Source organism: Paenibacillus montanisoli (genome assembly GCF_003268025.1).
Lineage (GTDB): Bacteria > Bacillota > Bacilli > Paenibacillales > Paenibacillaceae > Paenibacillus_Z > Paenibacillus_Z montanisoli.
The window spans coordinates 578,722-597,559 of the sequence record NZ_QLUW01000004.1 but is presented as its reverse complement, the minus strand read 5'-3'; the positions used below and the strand labels follow the sequence as shown (position 1 = coordinate 597,559).

The following is an 18,838-nucleotide window of genomic DNA, read 5'->3' as shown; positions in this document are numbered from 1 at the left end:
ATAGAATCCATTTGTTATTGGATCATTAACTTCCTTAAACTATGGAGAGATACACATAAGCAGAGACAAAGCCGACACCGTAACCTGAGCCGTATTTATTCGTATGTAGAACTAAGAATACAGAGTTGTGAACGACATCATATAGAAGCAGAGGGAAATCGCCGATGGTAAAAACCTTACTCGTTGACGCCGATCACGGTTATCGGCAGGCGGAGCGGAAGGCCGCCCGCTATTTCGATCTGCTGAACAAGCAGGTGGTAGAACAGGCGCATGTGCCCGCTTTGACAAGCGCGATCCAGCTGTGGAAACGAACGCGTATCCGCCGCCCTGCATGGCGATCGATGCTGGCATGGCAGTCGAAAAGGCCGCATGCAGGAGACGGATACCGCTATATCCAGTGGCTGCAGCGTAACGGCAAATTGGATGATTACCTGGAACGAAGCGTGTCCTACATGTTTATGAGGGATTTGGGGAAATCGGTAAGTTCATCGAATACACAGGCCAAAATCAAACGGACGGCAGCGGATATCAAGCGCTGGCTGCAGAATTCTGCGGCTTCAGGAGGAAATCTGGAGCTGATCAGTCTGGCGAGCTTGTATAGGTGGGCTCAGAAGGAGTCCGTTGAGACGACGATTATATGGGCCATCGACAAGTTGAAGCATGTAGCAGCCCATATTCCCGAGGGGATGAGTGCCGAGCATGCGCAGCGCAAGCTGATTAAAATTATCGTTGGCGTCGTGCTGCATGCGCTCGAGGAGATGAACGGCGATGAATTGCCGGCGGAGCGGGCACGAAGACTCGATGAGGCCATTCGGTTAGGTTATTGCTACGGGCTGACGTATCCGTTTATTGACGATCTTCTGGACGCTCAGGTGCTGACAGATCATGAGAAAACGCTGTATTCACAGATGATTCGGACGACACTGTTGACCGGTACGGTACCGGCTATGGGCGAGTGGAAGGGAATGAACCGATTGCTGCTGCAATTTGCGCAATCGGAGCTGCGGGAAGCTTTTTCGTACATCAAGCGGCATCAGCCGCCGAAGAAGCAGGCTCTGTTTTTCGAGCAGGCGTTTGTGTTCTTTCATGCTCAGGAATTGGACAGAGCGAAGGATTTATCCGATGCATCCTACTCGAATGAAGACCTGTATGTACCGATTATTTTGAAGTCCGCCTCCTCTCGGTTGCTTGCTCGTTCCATCCTTGCGGCTTCGCACGATGAAGAGTTTGAGCAGCATACGTTCTACTATGGCATTTACAACCAGCTGGCTGACGATTTTGCGGATATGGAGACCGATAAAGCCAGCGGCGCGGTGACGCCGTACACCTATTATTTGACTCACCGTGATCAGCGGCCAGATCTCATAAATCCCTATGAATTATATTGGACGGTTATATTTCATCTTATCCAGCATGTGTATCGCGACGACGGCAAAGCGTGCGAGGTTATTCTCGATCGTGCGATTAATGGGTTGAGACGATGCAAAGAGAGGATTGGCTCAGAGGAATATGGCAGACTGATGAAGCAATTCGCCTTCGGCGGTTCTGCTTTCCATCGGCTTCTTCAGCAAATGGTGGATAAGGCGGAGAATGTAGATTTTTTTGATAAGCTCCTTCGGGACCGATTGGTTGGCATGCTACGCGATGATCAAAGCTTAAAGCAAGAGTTCCACGATACGGTACATGCAGCCCGCGAACAGATTAACGAATCACTGCCGATTACTAAGACCGAAGGGCTTTTGCCGATGAAGGAGCTTCTGATCGATGCGGCCAACTACAGCCTCGCCGGAGATGGCAAACGGCTTCGACCTGTAATGACTTGGTTTATGGGCGTACAATATTACGGGCTGACCGCATCCTCGATTGTGCCTTTATGGAGATCGCTGGAATACATGCATACCGCGTCGCTCATTTTCGACGATTTGCCGACCCAGGATAACGCTTCTATGAGGAGAGGGCGGCTTGCGCTTCACCAGGTGCATAATAGCGCCACTGCGGAACTGACCGGCCTGTTATTGATCCAACGTTCGACGCAGGAGCAGGCATCACTCGAGTTCGATGCTGAAACGGTGCTGGCCTTGATCCAATATTCAGCCCAGGCGGCGGAAGAGATGTGCGCGGGCCAAGCGATGGATTTGGCATCGAAAGGCAGGGCGTTGACGCTTGATCAACTAAACGCGATCTGCTTCCACAAGACCGGCCTGGCATTCGAGGCGGCCTTGATTATGCCTGCGATTCTCGCCCGGGCAAGCAAGCAGGAAATCGCGGTGCTGAAAGCGTATGCCTATCATACGGGAATCGCGTTCCAGATCAAGGATGATCTGCTGGATCAAGAAGGCGAGGCACAAGTGCTCGGCAAGCCTGTCATGCAGGACTCAGCGAACAATACGTCAACCTTCGTAACCGTTCTCGGCCAGGAGGACGCAAGAAAACAGATGTGGTCGCATTACTGTCTCGCTGTGGAAGCACTCGGTCAGCTGCCTCGCCGTTGCGATTTTCTCAGGCTTGTTTTGGATTATATGATTAACCGGGAGCGGTAGCGCTCGAAAAATTACGGTTTTGGAGGAAAAAGAAACATGCATATGCACCAACAGGAAGTTCGAACAACAATAGAAGCGCTGCAACAATTAGGTTCATCGGAACAACTTCTCACTATGGAGGAAAAGAGATCGCTGGATGAAAACGGCTACGTCCTATTTCTTGATGTCATTTCATCCGATTGGCTTGTTCAACTGCGATCCAGGTATGAAGAATTAATGGAGCAGGAAGGGCGCACTGCGGGCGAAGAATACGAACAAGAGGAGGGAACGCGGCGTTTATCCGATTTGGTCAACAAAGGGGAAGTATTTGATGGCATGTACATCCACCCCAAGGTATTGGCTGCGGTTCATTATATGTTGAAGAGCGAGATCAAACTGGCCGTTCTAAACGGCCGGGATGCTTTGCCTGGACAAGGCCGCTAGGGGCTGCATGTAGATGACAGCAAGGTGAATCAGCAGTACATTGTCGTAAACACGTTTTGGCTGTTAGACGATTTTTCTCCGGAAAATGGCGCTACTCGATTGGTCCCAGGTTCACATAAATGGGAAACCTATCCGGATCAATGTATGAATGATCCGAAGGATCCGCACCCTGATGAAGTCATCATTACCGCTCCGGCTGGATCGGTTGTTATCTTTAACGGTCATATGTGGCACGGAGGCACACAGAATCGTACGGATCGGCCACGGCGCGCAATATCGGCTTACTACAGCACAAGAGAATATGAGGGTCAGATTCCTCTGCAAAAAGAAGTGATGCGCAAATCCGTATACGACCGCATATCTCCGGCTGCGCGATATTTGTTGGATGTGTAAACTAGTACGAGAGAGTGGGTGAACAAAAGGATGATTCGCGTAAAGCGCATCTATGATCCGATTCAGGAATCCGACGGAAAGCGGATTCTAGTGGATCGGCTTTGGCCAAGAGGCGTTTCGAAGGAGAAGGCGGGGATTCACGAGTGGTTAAAGGAGCTTGCGCCAAGCCACGAATTGAGGAAGTGGTTTCATGAGCATGCGAAGTTCGACGAGTTTAAGGAACGGTATCGGAAAGAACTCACGGATGAGACTAAGGTTGTGTTCCTAAAACAATTGCTTAAGTGGGCAGAAGAAGGCACCGTAACGCTGCTGTATTCGGCGAAAGATGAAGCGAATAATCAGGCCGTTTTTCTAGCTGAAATCGTTCGTGGCATTAATCAAATGGAAGAAACGAAAAACCCGACTGCATAAGGTCGGGTTCAGGCTGTCGAAAAAGAAATAAGGTTCAATCGCGAGTCCGGATGTTTGATTGACATTAGGCTTGTTTGTCGTTTTCGCTAACGGTTGCCACGCACGCTATTTAGCCTCAAATAGCCCTTTTGAAATCCTAACGGTTCTCAGCAACGTTATTTGGCGATTGGGGCAGCGAATTCTTCCGATTTGGTCCAAATAACCTCTCTGGCAACCGTTAGATGTTAAGAATTGCTATATTTGCGCAAATAAGCGCTGGAGCATCCGTTAGAATATTCTGGCGCTCTCTCATGCTACGCACACATGCTTACCATATAAAAAAACGATGGTGGGATACTCTACAGCCTGACCCGACCGCATAAGGTGGGGTTTTTGCTATGCTCGGATCCTAACTTCTGAAGCACCTCAAGAAAATACGAATATTTGTTCGTAAAAACGGTTTGCGCAGCTCGATTTTGGTATATAATGTAGGGGATTGTCCAAATTGTTCCAAGGGAGCTGTTTAATGATGTCAATCGGTTTGAATCCGTATTTGGTTTTTGACGGCAATACGAGAGAAGCGGTCCATTTCTACGAGAAAGCGTTGGGCGGGAAAGTAATTGGCATCATGACGTTCGGTGACGCGCCGGCAGATCCGAACCATCCTTTGCCGGATGACATGAAGGATCGCGTCATGCATGCGCACTTGAAGGTCGGAGACTCGGAACTCATGTTCTCCGATACGTTCGCAGGCATGCCTTATCAGCCAGGCAATACGATTCAGATTGCCATCCACCCCAGAGAAGAGGCAAGAGCGAGAGAAATCTTCGCCGCTTTGGAAGACGGCGGAGAAGTCGTCATGCCCCTTATGAAGACGGATTGGAGCCCGCTGTACGGCATCGTAAAGGACAAGTACGGCGTTACTTTCCAAGTGAATGTCCCGGGGGAGCAACCGCAGCAATAGCACATAGGTTTTAGTTCTGCTAAAAAACAAAGCCTCCTGTTCGCGAAGGACAGGGGGCTTACTGAGGAGGAATAATTGTGTCACGAACAAACCAAATCATCGTTCCGCATTTATGGTTTGACAAGGAAGCAAAGGAAGCAGCCGAATTTTACGCTTCCGTTTTCCCGGACTCAAAGATTACGAATGTAACGACGCTCAAAAATACACCGTCGGGCGAAAGCGATATCGTCTCTTTTGAAGTTTGGGGACAGAAGTTCATGGCAATCAGCGCGGGGCCTTATTTCAAGCTCAATCCGTCGGTGTCGTTCATCGTTAATTTCGACCCGTCTCGAGACAAGGACGCGGGAGAACGAATAAATGAGGTTTGGAACAAATTATCCGATGGCGGCACAGCGTTAATGCCCCTTGATAAGTATCCGTTCAGCGAGAGGTATGGCTGGATTCAGGATAAGTATGGCGTGTCGTGGCAGTTGATCCTTACCAATCCGGAAGGTGAAGAACGCCCTGCGATCGTACCTTCGCTTTTGTTTGTCGGCGATCAATGCGGCAAGGCGGAAGAGGCGATTCGTTCTTATTTATCCGTATTTAAGAATGCAAAGCAAGGACTTATTGCCCGCTACCCTGCAGGCATGGAGCCTAACAAAGAAGGAACAGTCATGTTCGCTGATTTCATGCTCGAAAATCAGTGGTTTGCCGCAATGGACAGCGCGCACGAGCATAAATTCAGGTTTAATGAGGCAATTTCCTTTATGGTGTATTGCGACACGCAGGAAGATATTGATTACTACTGGGAAAAGCTCTCTGCTGTTCCTGAAGCCGAACAATGCGGCTGGCTGAAAGATCAGTATGGAGTCTCCTGGCAGATTGTTCCGACAGAGATGGACGAGATGATGGGCAAGGGCACGCCGGAGCAAATTGCATGCGTAACGAAGGCATTTCTGAAGATGAAGAAATTCGATCTGGCGGAATTACAGAGGGCATACAAGGGATAATTCCTACAGCCCTCGGATGTTGCGGAAGTCATGCATGAATGCGAGCTGCATTCGAGAGGATACGATGTCGTACACAACCAGGAATAGAAGGAAAAAGAGAGGGAACCAAAGATAATTCACAAGAAAGCCGGCCACGATATTGATCATAAACATCAGGATGACAAGAGACATGGTGGCGGGGGAGCGGCGTCGGAACGTTTCCCGTGAACGGGAGAATGCTTCCGCAATGGTGCAGTCATCGGCAATGATCGTATATTCAAGATAAAGAAATAGTACCCGAAGCCATAGAAATACAACGATCATCAGGATAGCCCCGGGCAATTGCAAGAATGCCGTAGCCCCGCCGAGCGCAAGCAGGAAAACCATAACCAGCAAGTTAAGCATCAAGAATCGCCCGAAAAAGCGCGAGCCGTAAGAGGCGAAACTTCTCATCGACAATGAATGTCCGGCAGCGGCATCCTGGAGCAGTCCGATGTACCCGCTCTGCAGGAACGACTGTACGACGAGAAAAAGCACAAGCGATAGTAAGGCACCGAGTAAGGCAGATTCGCTAAGTCCACCCGAGGTGGAAAGTTGAACGGTTCCCGGCAGGAAGCCCTGCTCCGTGACCGCGCTGATCGAAGGAAGTCCCATCTGGAGCGCAAGCTTAAAGGATAGGTGTGAACTCCCGCTGAAGCCATGCATCGCCATGCCAATTAGCATCGATAATCCATCCACGACTACGGGAATGAGCGCCAGAAGAGCAAACTTAGAAGGCCTTGCTCCTTTTCCAAAAACCAATTGAATTCCTCCTTTTTCAAGAGCCGTCTCTTTATTACGAGGAAGTTGCTGGAAAAGTTGCGCCCCAAGCCGATCCTGCTGCGCAGGTCGGCTTGGGGCTTGTTATTGCGGTCAGTTTTAATTATTTCTTGCCGTTAAGCGGAACCTTCACCGTAATCTCCGCCGTTTTTTTATTGCCGGCCAGATCTTCTGCTTCGTAAACGATCGTATAGCTTCTTCCGTTCCCGTTGCCGGCACGCTCCGCGCGAAGCCTGATTTCTTCGTCGGCCGTTCCGATCTCGGCGTCCTGAATATCGTTTGCCGTATCTCCATCGTCGAGTCCGTTGTCCGGCTCGTTGCTCACAACGGAGACCAGCTTGACGGATGCGATGCCAGCCGCATCGTCGGTCGCTTTCCATGACAGACGAATCGGAACGAGCTTGTGATTCGGTTTCGTAAAGACGTCGATATCAGAGAAAAGCTGCAGATCAGGCGCCGTCTTATCGATATTCGAGACGACCGCCGTCGCCGTGCCCGCGTTGCCGGCCGCATCGACGAATTCGAAGGTGAAGCTTCCGTTCGCCGTGAAGGCGTAGCTCGCGTTGCCGCCGTTGTTCGTGATCGTAACCGGCTCGCTTGGCGTAATCGTGGCGATGACGTCTTGATTTGTCGGCCCTTCGTGATTGTAGCTTATCGATGCCGTTGGCGGGATTTCGTCCTTGCCGACGAGAGTGAGCACGCCGAAACCGGAAGTGTCCATATATCCGTTGCCGGTCGTATCGTTCCATGCGGCAACGCTTTGACGGGCGCCGTCTTTACCATCGTTAATTTGTACGTCAAAGCCCAGTTTCTTGCCGTTGGCCGGTGTAAGCGACTTCAAAGGAATCTTCACTTCAACCGTGTAATTGGTTCCGGTAACCTTGGTTGCCGATGCGAAGCCGTCTGCTATGCTTGACGGATTGAACGAAGCTGCGTTTGCAAAGTTCACTCGATATTGGCCGTCATCATCTTGATAGAACGATGTCTTGGCATTGTTCTGGTCAAGGAAGATTTCAACGGAATCCTGCTCCCATGGATTTACGCTTCCGTTATCGAGCTGCGCATCGCTAACCTGGATCAGCACGTAAAGGTTCTGTTGGTCCCAGAGTGCTTTTGCGACGCCGCTTGCGCCTTGCCAAGCCGTTTGATAGCGGCTTATCGGCATTTCGGGCGTTCCGCTCCAGACCGCGTCTACAGTTCCATCAACGATCGGAGTTGCAAATGCGGAGGTTGACTGATTGGCGTTTGCCAGAACAGGCGGATGCTCTTGCATATATTTATCCGGATTAATGATGCCGTAGTAAGCCGGTTTGGCCTGCAGGTCTTTATCGAATATCAACGGACTCGCGGACGCTCTCCAGCTAGCGGCATCATTCAATCCCCATAAGGTGACGCGAGCGATATGGGCTGCGTGAGCCTTGTAGAGCTTAAACAATTGCGCATACAGGTAGCCTTGAGCGTTCGCTTGTTTCTCCGTAAGCTGAGCATCCGTTCCAGCCTGGATGTCAAGCTCGGTAATGCTTACTTCAACGCCCAAGGAAATGAATTTCTCCAAGGACAGTCTAACATTATCCGGGTTTGTGTTCAGACTATAGTGCGCCTGCATCCCGACGCCGTCAATGAGCAGCTTGCCTGAGTGCGCCAGCGCATACTTGTCATTGATTGCTTTGACCATGCTGTAGATAGCTTCGGCTTTATTTTGGTTATCTTCGTTATAATCGTTGTAATAAAGCTTGATATCCCATTCAGGATGCGCATCCAGCACTTCTCGCGCCGCCAAGAAAGCCTGCTCTACATAATCCGGTCCGATGGCATTATACCAAGCGGATCGACGCAGCGCCGCTTCCCAGTTCGAAGGGTTAGACGGATTATCGTTCATCGCTTCGTTGACAACGTCCCACGAAATCACCTTATTGCCGTAATGCTCCATGACCGTTTGGATATGGCTCTTGAGATTTGCAAGAGCTTCCTCTCTGCTTAATGGAGATCCGTTCGATGTATTCATCCATGCAGGCGTCTGTTGATGCCATACCAGTACGTGTCCATGAACTTTCTGACCTTCGGCCAGTGCCTGATCGACAATCGCATCGGCCCCGGCGAAGGTAAAGCCGCCTTTCGTTGGCTGCATCGCATCGGGCTTCATCGCGTTTTCCAATGTGACAACATTGTGATGCATGCCCAGCAGCTCGAGTCTGGCGCCTTGCAGATCTGCCGCCGATACCGCGTTTCCGATGAGGAAGTCGTTCTGATAGACGGATTTAATCGGTGTCAGGTCCTTCTGTACGGAAATCGGTCCCGAGCCGCGTACAAAGCTGATATCGTCAATATAGAAAGAAGCCGTACTATTGTTGGAGCTTTCGATATAGATGGTCAAAAACTCGTCGCCTACACTGTTATAACGATAGGTTCCTTCATACAGCACCCAACCGTCGCTCGTGCTGATGGTTTTACCTAAAACGTTATTGTAGCTGGCGCTGCTTCCCTGGCCAATCTGAGTGGACAACTGGAGCTGTGAACTAGCAGGGGAGATTAACTTCACCCAGGCCGAAATTTTGTATTCGTATCCTTTATCAACATACTTCTCTACATGTAAAGTTGGCCCGTGCCAAGTCTGAGTTCTGGACTCTACTTTCAAAGCGTATGAGCCGCCGGCCGTATGGTTGGCTTCATTGGTGACGGTCAACGATTCAGTGCCTGCTCTCCCTGCAAAGCCGCCCGCCGTTTGGTCTTCAAAGGTGATGGCGTTGAATGGCAAAGCCGGTGGTCTAGGCGTTTCGTTACCGCCTCCCGCGGCTGCCTTCTCGGTGATCTGTATGTCTCCAATGTAAAATGGTACCGTTTTTCCGGAATCGCTGGATTGAACGCGAAGAGCCGAATCTTTGCCGGTATCGACCGTAAACTCTTTCGTGAGCGTAAAAGCTTGTCCGGCTGCAAAATTCGCGCCGGCCAGCCAGCCGTAGCTATTTACCGTTTGAAGATAGGCTTGTGCGCCGGCAGGAACAACCGCATCAGCGTCAACATAGCCGGTAACCGTTACGGTGTAGGTTTTGCCGTTTGCAAGTCCGATGTCGGTGAATTTGAAATCGGCCGCGTCCCATGAGTTTGCTCGATTGCTTACGTATAGAGCTGCCCCGTCGGCATTGCCTTCAAAAGCCTTGCCGGTGACAGGCGTCAAAATAGCGCTGCCCGATTGCGCAGCGGCACCTTTACCGCCTGTAAAGGACTCACGATATACGATTACCGTATCCGAGACATCATCAGGTGCGGCGGCTTCCGCATTCGGAGCGAGCCTGCCTGCCGGAATAAGCAAAACCGCAGCGAGTAAGCACGTAATGGCCCTTTTAAACATTCTGCTCAATGGTTGTTCCCTCCTGAATTAGTATGTAATATAAGCGCTTACATTTTAGGGCATGCCCCCTATAACCTCCCGGAAATTAACTATAGCGCGTTTCAAAAAAATCTTTTACTAGAAGAACTAAAGAAATTACTGAATTAATTAAATATTAAACCTTATTCAACCGTCAAAGTCAGCAAACGTCAGCTCCCCTAAGAGCCTTCCTTCATCATTCATGGAATAATTCCGGTCATTATGCAAAAGATACCATCATTAAATTCAAACTACGGGCTGACAATCTTATGAATGAACTGAAAACGGAATTCACGGACATCGATCAATTAAAGAAGCTGACTAAACAATCGAGCGATTTTAAATCCATACAAATAAATACTGCCGGTCAACAAGTAAGCGTCTCCTATTTCACAACGCTAATCGACCATGACCTTCTCCAATCCAATGTGATGTTTCCGGTGCAAACCCGCGCATCTCTCTCTGAGCTCTGCCAGCTTGAGGATATAAAAGAATCGATTCCGATTGACGACGTAGAGATAACGGATCAGATCGAGGACATTCAATCGAAACTATTCAAAGGATACGCGATTATTCAGATCGATCATCACGATCGGAAATGCGCGATGGTCAATATTGCGAATAAAGAGGGGTTGCGAAAAGATAACAATACCGAGAACGAGTTCAGCGTTGTCGGACCCAAGGTTGGGTTTATCGAGGACCTTGACACGAACATTCGCTTGTTAAGGGCGCAAATCAATATCCCAAACTTGATTGTAAAAGAAATGACGATTGGATCGGCATCCAAAACAAGAGTCGCCGTCATTTACATCAACGGGGTGACCAATGAAGAGATCGTTCGAACCGCGCAGCAAAGACTGAAGCAAGTCGATGTTGACGTGATCTTTGATTCATCCCTATTGGACCAATTCATCTCTGATAATTCGTCCACGCCGTTTCCGTTATTTTTGACTACGGAACGCCGAGACCGGGTCGTGTATGCCCTGATCAGCGGGCAAGTTGCGATCATTAGCGACGGGTCGCCTTATTTTGTTACGGGACCCTCAACATTGTTTGACTTTTTCATTTCCCCGGAAGATTATTATTTGCCTTGGATTTTGGGTTCATTTTTTAGGATGATTCGTCTTTTCGGGGTTGTTTTTTCGTTGTTCGCAACGTCATTATATATCGCCGTAACCACTTTCCATTACGAGGTCATCCCGAGGGAATTGTTGGAGCCTCTGATTTTATCCAGAAAGAATGTCCCGTTCCCCCCTTTGTTTGAGGTGCTTTTCCTGGAAATCACAATTGAATTTCTCCGGGAGGCCGGCGCCAGATTGCCTTCGAAAATCGGTCAAACATTAGGTATCGTGGGCGGTATTGTTATCGGACAAGCTACGGTAATGGCCGGGTTGACAAGCAATATTCTCGTCATCATCGTCGCTTTTTCGGCGTTGTCCTCGTTTGCGACGCCGATTTATAAGATGTCGAATGCGATCCGGTTTCTGCGTTTCCCCATGATCGTGATGTCAGCCATATGGGGCGGAATAGGCATGTGTATCGGGATTGGTTTTCTGATCATCCATATTACCCGGTTGACCTCGTTGGGCACTCCATATACGGTGCCAATCTATCCTTTCCGGGTGAAGGCTCTTCGGGACGGCTTTATACGTCCGTCGTTTCAATTCCTTAATCATAGGTCTCCTTACTTGAGGCCGTATTCTTTAATCAGGTACAAACCTAAGCCGGTTAGGCGGAAGAAGAATGATTTTGACGATGGGTGATGGAGAAAGCGGATGAATGTGAGAAAAACGTTTCTACTAATTCTTCTAAGTACGTTGATTTCCGCGTGTGGCAATCAAAGTATTGTTAATGATATCAAACTTGTCCAAACCGTTGGTTACGATGCCGTCGGGGATGGAATGCGAAACGCCTCGATTATTGCCAATTACGAAGAGACGGGAAAATCGAAGCTAGAATTTTACGTGACGGAGTCGAATACCGTTTATGATAGCTTGCCAAGGCTGCAAACGAAACTTGATTTCCCGATTGAACATGGACAGATGAGGATGGCGTTGTTTGGAGAAACGTACGCGCGAAGAGGTATCGGGATAGCAATCAGCACGCTGATCCGCCATCCGGTAATATCGTACAGAATGCATATGGGCGTTGCGGACAGAGACGCTTTGGACATCTTGAATGTAACCGAAAGCAAACGCGATCCTTATTTTTTATTCGATATGATCGAGAATAATATAAGGCGAGGAAATTTGCCGGTGATGAACCTTCACGTCGCGTTTTTTAACTTTTTCGGCGAGGGACGGGATGTCTTCTTGCCATATTTCACAATGGAGCGCGGAGAGATAAAAATCGACGGTTTGGCTTTGTTCAAAGGCGATAAATTTAAAACCGCAATCAGTATAAGGGATGCCTTCCTATTGAAGATGCTGCTGAACAACTCGAAGAATGGAAGTATTATGGTACCTATTAAAGGATCCAATCAAGAACGCGCCGATTTCTTCTTAATGAACAGCCTAGGTTCCAAGTCGACATTTAAAGTCATTCGTACCGGACCTCCGGCATCCGTTTCAATCCGTTTGAAATTAAAAGCACAAGTTAGGGACACTCCTACCTGGATAGATTTAACATCGGAGCAACAGCTTGCATCGCTTGAGAAAACGATGGAGGCCTATTTCGAAGAAGAAATTCAAAGGTTTGTATCGTTATGCAAAATCAATAACGTCGACCCGGTAGGCTTTGGCGATTTAGTAAGAAGCAAGTCTTATAAATGGGATGCCCGGGATTTTGAAAATCATTACGGGGCATTAAAAGCAACGGTAAGCGTTAAAGTTACGATTGTCCAGACCAGTGCAGGCCAATAAGGGTAGGAAAGGCAAGTTTGGGGAGGCGGCATATGAATGAGAAATGAAATCAGCGAAGAGTACAGGATATCTCCTTACTTCATCATTTTTCCTCTATATGTAAGCATGGTAGGAGTCGGCGTGCTGACTTTTCAAAGAACATTAATCGAGCATGCCGGTTATAACGCATGGATATCCGTTATTTTGACGGGTATCAGCATTCATCTCATTTTGTGGATGATTTATAAGATCACATCCTTTAACCGTGTTGGTCAAGAAATTATTACGCTTAACCATACGCTTTTCGGAAGCGTCTTTGGCCATTTACTGAATGCTGCGGTTGTGCTGTATTTTGTTTACGGGGCATTCGTTAAATTTAAAGTGTATATTGAATTGATAGAAGTTTGGTTTTTTACGGGAATGAACATTTTGCCGCTCAGCATCGTCATGGTTCTTCTTATCTACTATGCCGTGTCCGGCGGCTTCCGGTCCGTTACCGGACTATGCGTTTGGGCTACGTTTTTATCCTTCGCCTCTATTATTCCCCAAGTTGGACTTGCCTTGCCGTATATGCATCCGTTAAACTTGCTGCCGCTGTTGAACCATTCGGCAACCGATATTTTCCTTTCTTCAAAAAGCATGGTGTTTGAGTTTTTGGGGTTCGAGACGCTTCTCTTCTTTTATCCGTTTATAAAAACGCCTGCAAAGTCTCAAAAATGGGCGCATATGATCGTTATGTTTGTTACCTTGTTATATTTGATCCTCTTATTAATGGCCTTAATGTTTTTCAGTGAAGGTGAGCTGCGGCATTCCATATGGCCGACAATCGATATGATCAGCATATTTGAAGTGCCGCTTCTTCAGAGGCTTGAATACTTTTTCATTTCATTATGGTTTATAAAAACGATAGCGGGAATTTGTATTTACTTATGGGTGGCTTGCCGCGGAATAAAAACCGCTTTTCGCATGAGACAGCGACACAGCTTGATTGGTATTCTAATTGCTATGGTGACGTTGAATTATTTCATTGCGGACCATAGGAGCGTTGAACGGGTCTCCGAATTGTACTCAACGGTCGGATTTTATTTTATCTACGCTTATATCCCGTTTATGTTCGTTTGCGTGCTTATAAGCAGAAGGCGGGCGCGTCATTTCGGAAACAGAGGGTCAGCTTGAATTTGAAATGCCGCTGCTAAAATTCCAATTCATGTTTTTTGTCCAAACGTACAAGTCTTTGACCTCAGCGGAATAGGAATGAAGTATGTACCTATTTTTTTGAGGGGTGAAACCATGTATTCAGCAGAAATCAGCCGTTCGAATCCGTCGTGTTTTCTGTTTATCATTGACCAGTCCGGATCGATGTCCGACCCATACGGAGCCGGTTCGAAAGCCGAGAGCGTTTCCGATGCGATAAACCGTTTATTGCAAAATCTGATTATAAAGTGCGCGAAGTCGGAAGGCATACGTGACTACTATCATGTTGGCGTGATTGGCTATGGCGCTAGCGTAGGGCCGGCGTTCGGCGGAGTTCTGGCTGGAAAAGAATTAGTGCCGATCAGCGAAATTGCCGATAATCCGTCAAGGCTGGAGAAGCGTCTTAAGAAAGTTCCGGATGGGGCAGGCGGGCTTGCCGATCAGCTTGTCAAGTTTCCTGTCTGGTTTGAGCCTGTATCCAACGGCGGAACGCCAATGTGCCAGGCCGTGAATACGGCCCATACCATATTGAATCAATGGATCAACGAATATACGCCTAGTTTTCCGCCGGTCGTCATTCATATCACGGATGGGGAATCCACCGACGGTGACCCGACTTCCGAAATGGCAAAATTAAGAGAACTGGCTACGGACGATGGAAATGTATTGCTGTTTAACTTGCATATCTCCGATAGTCCGAGTGCGGTGGAGCAGCGTTTTCCGGAAACCTCCGATGGACTGCCCGACCCCTATTCGAGAATGCTTTACGAAGGCTCAAGCCTGCTGACGCCCTTTATGATCCGGGTGGCCAATCAGGAGCACGATTTGGATCTCTCGGATGGCGCAAGAGGATTCGTATTGAATGCCGATTTAACCCTTGTAATCCAGGCGCTTGACATCGGAACGCGTCCGGCGAATCTTAGGTAGGGACGGCTATGGTACGAATCGAGAGCGAATGTTTTTCAATGCCGAAGGCGGGAAACCGCCAAGATGAATATGAAGATGCCTTCAATCGCAGCATTCAAATTAACAAAGATACGACCAATTATCGATTTGCCATAGCGGATGGGGCCAGCGAATCATCGTTCGCCGACCTCTGGGCGAAGCTGCTCGCAAGCGGTTATTGCAATGGAAAGTTTGATGATAGGCCTCTCCAGAAGTCTATTTCTAAATTATCGAGAGTCTGGCAGAAAAAGCTTCAGGGAAAGGACCTTCCCTGGTATGCGCAAGAGAAGCTGAGCAGCGGGGCGTTCGCGGCGATAGCCGGAATCACGTTTCGTTTGACGGACGCTTCATTTACAGCATTTGATGCGGTCGCCATCGGCGACAGCTGCATCTTTCAAATTCGGAATGATAAAATGATCGCCGCATTTCCTATGAGTTCCGCTGATGAATTTCATAATAGGCCTGTCCTTATTTCGAGCAACGCAGCCAATAACGGTCCGCTTAAAGATTTCGTCAGAACATGGAGCGGAATCGCCAAAGCGGGAGACTCCTTCTTGTTAATGACCGATGCCCTGGCATGCTGGCTGCTGACTCGTTACGAGGAAGACTTAAGCGTAATAAAGAAACTATACGGGCTGGCCTCCGAGCAGGACTTTACTCGTTTTGTTCATGCGGAGAGGAAGTCGATCAGCCGTGATGGCGGCTTTTATCTTAGAAATGACGATGTGACTTTCATTCGAGTAAAACTATTATAAGGGGGTGAGGCGTTTGTTCTGGCCCACCCCACAGGATTATCGGGAAGCGATCCAAAATCCGAAAATGTGCTTCCGGGACCCGGAGCTTCAAGCCGGGTTCCCTGAAATGGATAAGCTAGGGCTGCCTCGTCCCATCTCGGGCAGTTTCGCCACCGTTTATAAAATGAAGTGCGGGGAGAAAGAATGGGCGGTCAGATGCTTCACCAATAACGTGAAGGATCAAAAGATCCGTTATGACGCCATCAGCATGCATTTAAGCGCCGTTAAGCTCCCCTATATGGTCCATTTCGAGTACCTCTCCGAAGGCATTAAAATAAACGGCAACTGGTACCCGATCGTAAAAATGGAGTGGGTGGAAGGGGAATCTCTGCTGCATTATATCGAGCGGCATTTGCATGACGCCGAAATATTAAGGGAACTGGGCAATAAATGGCTCAAAATGCTTCAAGAGCTGCACGAGGCAAACATTGCGCACGGTGACCTGCAGCATGGCAATGTTTTGATTCACAATGATGAAATCATTCTGATCGACTATGACGGCATGTATGTACCGGACTTAGACGGCATGCCAAGCAACGAGCTCGGGCACAGAAACTATCAGCATCCCGGAAGAAATCCGGAGCATTTCGGGCCTTATATCGATAACTTTTCGGCGTGGGTCATCTTCATTTCAATCGCAGCCGTAAGTGCGGATGCTTCCTTATGGCATTCGCTCGGCGCGGGAGAGGCTGATGAGAGGCTCCTCTTTCGACAGAATGATTTTGTCCTGCCGGACGCATCGCAGGCTCTTGAATGTCTGGAGCGTGCTGACGATGAGGCGCTGCGTTCCTTAATACGCTCATTTCGTGAAGTCATGTCTGAAGAGGTGACGAAGGTACCCCGGCCTTTTGATCCCCAATTAAAGGCTGATGCCGTACAGCTTTCAGTCGCATCTGTTTCGATCTCCGCCGCAACGAAATTAATGGCTTCCTTCGCAGCAGCCTTCAAAGAATGGCTCGTTAAGAAGATGCGGTCACCCGCGGTTACCATCCGCTCACAACCGGAATCTTCGTATTCTACTGGTTCTTCTTGGGTACTGGATTATCTCGAAACGGAAGCTGTACCTTCCAAGCCTTGGTCAACGGACAGGTTCTTACTGGAAAGAACCGTTTCGTTTCTGGTTGTATCCATCGCAGCGGTGGCAGCTGTTGCATACGGAAATGCGCCTTCTACAGCGCTCCTATTCTGCACGGCATTAGGTGTAGGTGAAATGGCCTTTTTAAACCGGCGCTATTTGAACCTTTCCGTTGTTCAAGAAAAGAGAGCCGTGTCAGATAAAATAAAGAGGCTAGAAGATGCCGTTTCCGGTCTGACAATTGAATTAAACCACATTAACGATATCAAGCTTAAGCATGAGCAAATGGAGGAAGAGAAGCTAGACGATCTATTGCGAAGGCAAGGGAAAGTGTCGGAGCGGGAAACGAATGAAATAGAAGAAGTGGAAAAGAAACTCCAGGGTCATATAAGCGAAGTCTTAGGTGAAAGACAAACCATTGATCAGGAGGAAAAAACAGAGCTGACCGGCGCTTTGGCTGCTTTCAAAAAAACGTGGCTGGACGAACAATTAATGAAGCATAGAATTAGCAAAGAAAAATTTCCGGATATCGACGATGAAATGAAACGGCGGCTAGGTTCCGGCGGAATTCGTACAGCAGCCGATTTTTTGGACATTACGATTTTTCAGTCCTATGGCAGCAAAAAAATCGAAAAGGTTTATCTGGTTCTAAAAAGCGGTGGCTCGGTTCATGTCGGCATGAGCCCTTCCCAAGCGAAAACGTTGGTCGAGTGGAAAAAAAGGACTGAACGCAAATATAAGCCTAAAATTCCTCAGGCCCTCCCTCGCAGCGAAATGACAGCCATAACATCCAAATTTACGAACAGAAAATCCGCATTGAATAGCGCAGAACAAGCGTATAAAAACAGGGCGCAACACCAGATCTCTCACATCAGGCAGGCATATAGCCCGGAGCATGACTTCTTAAAGAGGGAAGAAGATACCGCCAGAATGAACCTGACGAACGAGCTCCGACAATTTGAGCAAGAGATAACCGAACTAAACAAGCATCTAGCGGCGAACCAATGGGAGCTTCACGATCTGACGAAGCGAATGGCTTCTTTTAAGGACATTAATTTTTTATGCTATCTAAGGCGGATATTCCTTCTCCGTTGAATCGTATAAAAAGGTGCGATCTGACTCATGTACAATGAGCAGACCGCACCTTTTTTATGCCTTCTCAGATAACTCTTCCCGCTTAAAGGGGAAGCCCTCGGCTTCTTGTAAACCTAGAGATTTTCGAATCATCCGTTCCACGACCGAATACTCCTGCGGATTGCTCCGGTTGAAATTCATGGGATCCATCGTTGGGGTGCAGCGATTGCACATAAATCTTGGAATGCCCAAATCGTTGTCGGACGGAGCATGGTAGAGGAAAGGATGGCACAGCACGACGTCTCCCGCCGAACCGGTCGTTTCCACTACCCTTAAGGAATAACCGTTCGGATCGTGGTAAGTCGTATTCATAAATTTCGCCAGATGCGCTTTCTTCGCCGTTTTGTCGTCTGCAGCGACCTCATCGGAGTAAATGTTATCGGATGATTTCTGATTCTGTCTGCTGATCAATTCCGCTAACCAAGGATGCTGGTTGCACAGCTTGATCGCTTCGCCTAAACCGAGCCCTTGAGGATGCTCCGCCAATACTTTGGCCACGATATTGTGTGAGCCCTCAGCGACGAGCGTCCCGGAGCCGCCCGGCCGAATATCGGAGAAGACGCCGATGAACAGCAGTCCTTGCTGCCAGCTATCCAAGTAATGCCGGAAATGGCTGCCGTCATAATGCCATCCTCCGGGGACTTCCGGCCCGAAATTGATTATAAATCCGCCCCACATGGCGTTGTGCTTCTTATTGCCCTCCATCCATCTGCCTTCGCCGATCAAGTCCTCAACGGCACCCGTTAACTTATCGGTATTGCATCCATCCGCGACGGAATCCGTATAGTTGCCTAGCCGAACGATCGGCTTGGTCCACGTGCTTTCGTCATTTCTGTCCACTCCGTGCTCCGCAAGGCGATCCCACAAGAAATCTTGTACTTTTAGAGCTTCTTCCCTGGGAAAAGCTTGTTCGATTTTAACCCAGCCTTTTTCCATGAAATGTTCGATTTGTTCGTTCGTCAGCACTTTAGCCAAAAGCTTCTACCTCC

General features: G+C 48.6%; 13 protein-coding genes and 1 pseudogene. 11 read left to right on the top strand and 3 right to left on the bottom strand.

Features of this window, described 5'->3' with window-relative positions; translation table 11 throughout:
* Positions 1-164: 164 nt before the first annotated feature.
* From DL346_RS22335 to DL346_RS22315, 5 genes and pseudogenes are all read left to right on the top strand, one after another.
* On the top strand, positions 165-2,540 hold the full coding sequence (locus DL346_RS22335; protein ID WP_112884567.1) for a polyprenyl synthetase family protein: 2,376 nt from the start codon (positions 165-167) through the stop codon (positions 2,538-2,540).
* 36 nt (positions 2,541-2,576) lie between these two features.
* A pseudogene (locus tag DL346_RS29590) lies at positions 2,577-3,356 on the top strand (phytanoyl-CoA dioxygenase family protein).
* 30 nt (positions 3,357-3,386) lie between these two features.
* Positions 3,387-3,767, top strand: a complete 381-nt coding sequence (locus DL346_RS22325; RefSeq protein WP_112884566.1) for a DUF488 domain-containing protein — start codon at positions 3,387-3,389, stop codon at positions 3,765-3,767.
* Between the two features lie 508 nt (positions 3,768-4,275).
* Entirely contained in the window at positions 4,276-4,710 is a 435-nt protein-coding gene (locus tag DL346_RS22320; RefSeq protein ID WP_112884565.1) for a VOC family protein, read from the top strand.
* A 77-nt stretch (positions 4,711-4,787) separates the two neighbouring features.
* Positions 4,788-5,702 carry a VOC family protein gene (locus tag DL346_RS22315; RefSeq protein ID WP_112884564.1) on the top strand — a complete coding sequence of 305 codons (915 nt, stop codon included), beginning with the start codon at positions 4,788-4,790 and terminating at the stop codon, positions 5,700-5,702.
* Positions 5,703-5,705: 3 nt separating this feature from the next.
* On the opposite strand, the gene DL346_RS22310 is transcribed toward DL346_RS22315, so the two are convergent.
* Positions 5,706-6,482, bottom strand: a complete 777-nt coding sequence (locus DL346_RS22310; RefSeq protein ID WP_112884563.1) for a hypothetical protein — start codon at positions 6,480-6,482, stop codon at positions 5,706-5,708.
* A gap of 121 nt (positions 6,483-6,603) precedes the next feature.
* Positions 6,604-9,849, bottom strand: a complete 3,246-nt coding sequence (locus DL346_RS22305) for an endo-1,4-beta-xylanase (protein ID WP_112884683.1) — start codon at positions 9,847-9,849, stop codon at positions 6,604-6,606.
* Positions 9,850-10,136: 287 nt separating this feature from the next.
* On the opposite strand from DL346_RS22305, the gene DL346_RS22300 reads away from it, so the two are divergent.
* The 6 genes from DL346_RS22300 to DL346_RS22275 all read left to right on the top strand — a co-directional run bounded on the left by DL346_RS22300 (position 10,137) and on the right by DL346_RS22275 (position 17,810).
* Complete coding sequence (locus DL346_RS22300; protein WP_112884562.1) at positions 10,137-11,630, top strand: spore germination protein; 1,494 nt, start codon at positions 10,137-10,139, stop codon at positions 11,628-11,630.
* Positions 11,631-11,642: 12 nt separating this feature from the next.
* Positions 11,643-12,728 carry a Ger(x)C family spore germination protein gene (locus DL346_RS22295; protein WP_112884561.1) on the top strand — a complete coding sequence of 362 codons (1,086 nt, stop codon included), beginning with the start codon at positions 11,643-11,645 and terminating at the stop codon, positions 12,726-12,728.
* A 36-nt stretch (positions 12,729-12,764) separates the two neighbouring features.
* Positions 12,765-13,883, top strand: a complete 1,119-nt coding sequence (locus tag DL346_RS22290) for a GerAB/ArcD/ProY family transporter (protein WP_112884560.1) — start codon at positions 12,765-12,767, stop codon at positions 13,881-13,883.
* A gap of 114 nt (positions 13,884-13,997) precedes the next feature.
* Entirely contained in the window at positions 13,998-14,828 is an 831-nt protein-coding gene (locus DL346_RS22285) for a vWA domain-containing protein (RefSeq protein ID WP_112884559.1), read from the top strand.
* Between the two features lie 38 nt (positions 14,829-14,866).
* Positions 14,867-15,601, top strand: a complete 735-nt coding sequence (locus DL346_RS22280) for a protein phosphatase 2C domain-containing protein (RefSeq protein WP_165822625.1) — start codon at positions 14,867-14,869, stop codon at positions 15,599-15,601.
* A 64-nt stretch (positions 15,602-15,665) separates the two neighbouring features.
* Positions 15,666-17,810: a protein kinase domain-containing protein gene (locus DL346_RS22275; RefSeq protein ID WP_338066322.1), complete on the top strand. Its 2,145-nt coding sequence runs from the start codon at positions 15,666-15,668 to the stop codon at positions 17,808-17,810.
* A 54-nt stretch (positions 17,811-17,864) separates the two neighbouring features.
* Here the strand turns inward: DL346_RS22275 and DL346_RS22270 are convergent, their stop codons facing one another.
* Positions 17,865-18,824: a phytanoyl-CoA dioxygenase family protein gene (locus tag DL346_RS22270; RefSeq protein ID WP_112884556.1), complete on the bottom strand. Its 960-nt coding sequence runs from the start codon at positions 18,822-18,824 to the stop codon at positions 17,865-17,867.
* Positions 18,825-18,838: the final 14 nt, after the last annotated feature.

Bases quoted from the DNA above. Each gene is read 5' to 3' on its own strand.
- DL346_RS22335 (WP_112884567.1), top strand. From the start codon at position 165: ATGGTAAAAACCTTACTCGTTGACGCCGATCACGGTTATCGGCAGGCG.
- DL346_RS22325 (WP_112884566.1), top strand. From the start codon at position 3,387: ATGATTCGCGTAAAGCGCATCTATGATCCGATTCAGGAATCCGACGGA.
- DL346_RS22320 (WP_112884565.1), top strand. From the start codon at position 4,276: ATGTCAATCGGTTTGAATCCGTATTTGGTTTTTGACGGCAATACGAGA.
- DL346_RS22305 (WP_112884683.1), bottom strand. From the start codon at position 9,849: ATGTTTAAAAGGGCCATTACGTGCTTACTCGCTGCGGTTTTGCTTATT.
- DL346_RS22300 (WP_112884562.1), top strand. From the start codon at position 10,137: ATGAATGAACTGAAAACGGAATTCACGGACATCGATCAATTAAAGAAG.
- DL346_RS22295 (WP_112884561.1), top strand. From the start codon at position 11,643: ATGAATGTGAGAAAAACGTTTCTACTAATTCTTCTAAGTACGTTGATT.
- DL346_RS22290 (WP_112884560.1), top strand. From the start codon at position 12,765: ATGAGAAATGAAATCAGCGAAGAGTACAGGATATCTCCTTACTTCATC.
- DL346_RS22285 (WP_112884559.1), top strand. From the start codon at position 13,998: ATGTATTCAGCAGAAATCAGCCGTTCGAATCCGTCGTGTTTTCTGTTT.
- DL346_RS22280 (WP_165822625.1), top strand. From the start codon at position 14,867: ATGCCGAAGGCGGGAAACCGCCAAGATGAATATGAAGATGCCTTCAAT.
- DL346_RS22275 (WP_338066322.1), top strand. From the start codon at position 15,666: ATGTGCTTCCGGGACCCGGAGCTTCAAGCCGGGTTCCCTGAAATGGAT.